5 protein-coding genes are annotated in these 5384 nt (G+C 51.5%); 1 reads left to right on the forward strand and 4 read right to left on the reverse strand.

Annotation, left to right across the window (positions count from 1 at the left end; genetic code table 11):
- The 3 genes from ACO1NT_RS02720 to ACO1NT_RS02730 all read right to left on the reverse strand — a co-directional run.
- A partial coding sequence (locus ACO1NT_RS02720) for an FAD-dependent oxidoreductase (RefSeq protein WP_449046863.1) occupies nt 1-1155 on the reverse strand: 1155 nt, incomplete at its 3' end.
- Nucleotides 1152-2105, reverse strand: coding sequence for a hypothetical protein (locus ACO1NT_RS02725; RefSeq protein ID WP_449046864.1), 954 nt, complete (start codon nt 2103-2105; stop codon nt 1152-1154). The genes ACO1NT_RS02725 and ACO1NT_RS02720, both read right to left, overlap by 4 nt.
- Complete coding sequence (locus ACO1NT_RS02730) at nt 2098-4584, reverse strand: hypothetical protein (RefSeq protein WP_449046865.1); 2487 nt, start codon at nt 4582-4584, stop codon at nt 2098-2100. Before ACO1NT_RS02730 ends, ACO1NT_RS02725 begins: the two co-directional genes overlap by 8 nt.
- Nucleotides 4585-4751: 167 nt before the next feature.
- Between ACO1NT_RS02730 and ACO1NT_RS02735 the strand changes: the two genes are divergently transcribed.
- Nucleotides 4752-5117: a hypothetical protein gene (locus ACO1NT_RS02735; RefSeq protein ID WP_449046866.1), complete on the forward strand. Its 366-nt coding sequence runs from the start codon at nt 4752-4754 to the stop codon at nt 5115-5117.
- Here the strand turns inward: ACO1NT_RS02735 and ACO1NT_RS02740 are convergent, their stop codons facing one another.
- Nucleotides 5118-5279 (reverse strand): hypothetical protein, encoded by a 162-nt coding sequence (locus tag ACO1NT_RS02740; RefSeq protein WP_449046867.1) that lies wholly within the window; start codon nt 5277-5279, stop codon nt 5118-5120.
- Nucleotides 5280-5384 lie beyond the last annotated feature (105 nt).

The raw sequence follows: 5384 nt of genomic DNA on the forward strand, positions 1-5384 counted from the left end.
CCATGGGGTCTCAGGGAAGGTGGTTGCCGAATCCACGGGCAACGAAGCCCAAAGGTTGGACGTGCCCAGCGTAAAGTCATCCGATTTTTCCGGAGCAAACGACTCCCCGGTTTGGGCGCGGCTTTCCCTACCCATGCGGTAATCTGCGCCGGCCAGGTAACCTACCGTTCCGTCGCCCGTGCAATCCGAAAAATAGGTCCCGGTAAACCTTGTTTCCCGGTTGGTCCGTATATTACGTCCGATAACCGCTGCAATCCGGTCGCCATCCATTTCTACCTGATACACGTGGGTATTGAGGAATAGGCTGATGTTTTTCTCGTATTTGATGATGTCGGTCTTCCGTTTATCGCCGTATTCCTTCGCGTTTGGATTACCATTCCCCGGGTCGCCGTTATCCAATTCCCTGACAATGCGGCCAAGTTTTGGGTAATGGTTTTTATCGACATCGCCCATCAGGTGCACGCGTACTTCGGAGCTATTATTGCCCCCAAGTACCGGACGGTCCTGGATCAACGCAACCGTGAGCCCCAGGCGAGCCGCCGATATGGCTGCGCATGTACCTGCGATGCCTCCTCCTACCACCACCAAATCAAAATGCCCCGCATCTTGGCGTGTGTCATCCAAATGGAGCAATTTTTTCCGGAGCAAGGCCATGCCGGCCGAATCCTGCGGAGGTTCGGCGGCTGAGCGTGTGAACAACAGCGCATCGCAGCGGCCGTTGAAGCCCGTCAAATCTTTCAATCGGATTTCGACGCTGTCCCGATTGATCGTTACCTTTCCGCCCTCATACCACATCCAGTCGACCTTTCCGCTCTCGCCGAATACGCCACCGACCGGTTTGCCGTCTATCCATACTTCAAACTTCCCCGGCCCTTTGGGGAACGGTGCCCAGTCTTTTGTGCGTACCCAGAGATGATAGGTGCCCTTTTCTGCAAAATGCACCTGGGTTGCCGCATCCGCTACCGGGCGTCCCATACCATGTGCCATCAGATAAGACGAGTGGATCACTGGAAACGACTGTTGGTCAACCACCCAACCCCCGGTCTTGCCGAACGATTCCGCCTCTACCAATATTTGGTCCTGTGCAATGCCGAGATGGAAGAGGGCGATAAGCAAGGACAGGGAAACAACATACTTTCTTAACCAATTGCTCATGATTTTTTATTTAATAACTGTTCAATTTTCGTGGCTATCTCTTCATTGAAGTCGTGCTGGTGGGCTTTCAGCATCTTTGTCAGTACTTTATCTAGCGGTACATCCTGCAGCTTAGCAAGCAGTGCCAATTGGAACCGGTAATTGGCATCGATAAATAGTTGGCCCAGCCAGTGCTGCCGCTCGGCGCTTTGCAGATAACCGGGAGCAATGGCCTTCAATACCCGTTGGGCCAAGAAAATATTCGGACTGCCGATGAGGTTGACTACATCCTGCTCGAAATCCGGTTCGATGTTACCCTGCCCATCCATCGCCCGGTCCAGGGCATAATGCTGGTAACGATAATTGCCGCTACGGAGGAAATGCAATAGCAGCGACGGGGAGACCAGTGAATCGGTAACAGACGCAATTGTATCCCGCACACGGCCATGCACGATATGCCAAAGCGTATAACAGGTATAGAGCGCACCTGGGATAACCACAGCTTGCAGGGATTTAGCTGTTGCTCCCGTTACGGCATCCACGTCTCCCCCCGGACGGGCGTTAGACGCTGATTCGACGAGTTCGTCAATTTGATAATCTTTGAGAAGCGATTCGGCGTCCTGTAACATCTCATGGAGTTTTTCATACTCTTCCGGTGTAAACACGACATGGTCAAGTTTGGTTAATGGTTGGTCCAACGGAACCTCATAACGCATGTAATTGCCCAGCAGATCCCAATACAGGTTGATGTACACCGGCTTGCAGAGATCATCCTCGCAAACCGGTGTAAAGACGTAGGCATGGTAGCCCACCGGCTTCCCGGCACCGTCTTTCTGTAACTGCACGGTATAGTTGACACCGTTATATTCGTTGACGGTACGTGCTGTCGAGTCCGCACGATCGGCCGGAATACGTGCCTTCACTATATACGCGCACCCGACCAATAAACAAATCAGTAATCCCTTATTCATAATTTAATGTCGCCGTAGCTTGGCAGTCTGCATGGCTAACCAGACGGACCCAACGGGCCTGGAAAGCTTCCGGAAACACATAATCCAGGTTTTGTCCGGGCGCTACCTTCAAGTGCTTGTAGTCTACCCACATGCCCTGACCAGTGGGGTCTGCCTGCAACGTGAAAGTAACCTCTTTTTCTGAATCATGCAAAAGATGGAGGCTGCGTTTGTCATAAAACGCAATAAGATAAGCATCTGACGGTACATTTGCCTTGACTTGGCTATGGTTCCAAGGGCCGCCGTGACCGGTCGGTTTCCCCAGCTTCCACAAATCATCGATCGCTCCCACCCAAACGGCTGCTTTCCCGTCGTCGGCCACGATAATATGCTCGCTACTGTGTGATTTCATGCGTTCGGGGTTGACACCGGTCATGACCAGCATGCCCCGATAGGACGCATAATCTTGGATGCCATACGGGTGTGAAGCAACCGGCCTGATTTTGGCGTAGCCATCTGCATTTTCGGCAGGAAGTTCGTAAAAAGTACCATGACACGAAAATAAATCACGCTCGGTGGCTACTTCGCGGCAGACCCGCAATGCTCCGCCGTGGGTGGCGGCCGTGTAGGGGACGGGGCCGAAAGGCAATCTCCAGCGCCGCCCTTTGTCGTCTATCACCAATACCGATGCCTGATCGATGGTTACCACTTGTTTGGGAATGGCAAACCGTTCCCGGATGAAAGATTCCGTCGTGTCGTCTGTTTTCTTTACCAATTTCAAGTGTTCATCGAGTTCGTAGTAACCCGTCGGGCGGGATGTTCCCTGCGCTACAGTTGTTGCTGCCAGTCCCAGCGCGCGGCGATTGTTTCCCAGCCCGTATAGGAGCCCACCCGTGTATGTCGATTGTGCGATGGGCCGCAAACCTGCAAAAATTGGGTCCGGATCTTCATTCCTTTCTTCGACATCGGTATAGTTGAATTGCACGGATAATTTCGCGGGTGCACTTACCCGCGCACGAATCCACTCCCCTTGGTCACGATTGGAAAAAAAGTGGGAAGTGCCGTTATTTGCAGGTACATTCACGGAGCTTAGCGCGGTCCATTCACCGGTACCATTCGCATCCACCTCAAACGTCACGTTCACATCATGGTCGCTCCCATTATGTAGCCAAGCCATTCGCCGGGCCCATCCTGCAAAGAGAAAAGGTTCAGAGGGTGTATCGGGTTTGACCTCCTCTGCCAACCAAACGGCGCCTTCGGCCGTCGTCGGCCCCAATTCATCGGGCAATGCATACGAGGTGAACCACAAGTTGGAATTGGACTGCCCTGGCCCCCCAATATCCCCTTTGGCTTTCCGCTTGTTGAGGAATTCCCGCTGTGCCGAATCGTCACAACCGAACACCAGTCCACCCCCCCAACGGGTGAAGTCGCCAACGACCTTCAGGTATGCTGACCGTGGGCGTATACCCGCATTGTTGGTGGAACTGAACGTACCGGGGAATCTCCAGAACATGCCATGCATGGTCATGAGGTAATCGGGGTCCGACTCCGTCCCAATATTCCGTATCCGGGGCCACTCCGTATTCCATCCGTGGGCCCCGTCGTAGCTATGGCTGGCTTTCGGCAGTCGGTAGAAGTGCCATGATCCATGGTCGCGGACACCCAATACCAATGATCGGTGATCCCAGCCGATTGTCCAAATAGGATCCGATTCCGGATTTTGGTTGCCGTGGATACCGCCCGGACCTGTAACTTCGGTAAATTGCATTCTGCGAATCAGCTTCCAGGAATTGCCGTCCCATTCGCTTAAGCCGCCCGAGGGTGCGTCGAATTCTTCAAGTGCCCGTTTCCCGCGTTCGCCGTTGTTGCTATATACCACTACGCCTTGGCCGGAATACATCCCTTTGCCATGCCAACCCACGAGGTTTGCACGCGGTACCCCCCGTGTATCCGTGTCTTTAAGGTTTTCATCCGACGTGATCCAGGTAGCTTTAAGTGTATGCACATCGACATCGTAAAACCCTTCCTCCATAGTGCCGTAGTAAATACGGTTGGCAGGATCCGTCAGGTGTCGGGCATTGCCTGTATGTCGGCCGGGCATGTCGCTATAGGGAATCGTACGGACGCTCCCGTTGGCATCAATAGCGTAAGGGCCAATGAACAATTGGTTGCTTTCCGGATGAATCATCCGGTTGGCAGGCGTACCGCCGATGCTTTCCTCATGGATAATCCGTGTAAGATCGGGCGCAATCTCATACAATTTATCTGACGACCCGAAGGGTAAATGCGGACCGTATGTAATTGCCCATAGCTTACCTGCCCACGGTACCACGGCGCCGGTACCGCATTCACCTTCATTGTTATACATCGCCAGATGTGGATAGATGCCACTAACGGATAGGGTATCTGCCGGTTGCTGAGCTGGTCCCGCTAGCGGAAATAAAAGTGCTGCGGCGAGGAAGGCGCTGGTCATAAAAGTAAAATTGCTGAAGTCAACCATGGTTCATACTAAGATAAACAAAAGTAGCCTATTTTTAAAAACTTTGCCATGTGGAATCGGAACGTTCAAAGGTTAAATGACACGCTTAGTACGACCAACGGTTCGATTGTTGCTTCAAGGGGGAAGCTGTCTGAACCCGACATGTTTTTAATTCCGTCTCGAATTCGATGGAATTAACTTCAAAGCCTCCCAAAGGAGAAAAACAAATAAAAGTGAGCCATTTTTCGGGGTACCCCGAAAATCTTTTTGGCGCACTTTTTTTGGTGAATGTGGTCCGGTTGTATCAAAAGCATCGATTTTTGCGTTTTTCGCAAAGAGCTTACCTAGGTAAAATCAGAATTTCCCTCGAGGAAACGGGAATTTACCCAGGTAAAATTGAAATGTACATAGGTAAATTCTCATCTTGCAAGAGTCGAATCGGAATCTACCACGTTGAAATTGAAACTTACCTAGGTCGGATGGAAATCTACCGTGGTGAAATCAAAACTCGCTTAGGTCGAACCGAAAATTACCGTGGTAAAAACGAACCTTAGTTAGGTCGGATTGGAATCTACCATGGTAAAATCAAAATTTACCTCGGTAAGATCTGACTGAGCCACGGTAAAATCCGAATGAAAGAAGGGAAGATCAAAAACCACCATGGTAAAATCAAAAAGCACCATGGTCAAATCGAAACGTACCGTGGTCGGACTCAAATCGACCGCAGGTTAATCCAATTTTACCACGGTGGAATCAAAACATCCCATGGTTAAATTCGGATAGGCACTGGCCAATCCGAATTTAACCAGGCACCTTACCCC

Source organism: Parapedobacter sp., assembly GCF_053550995.1.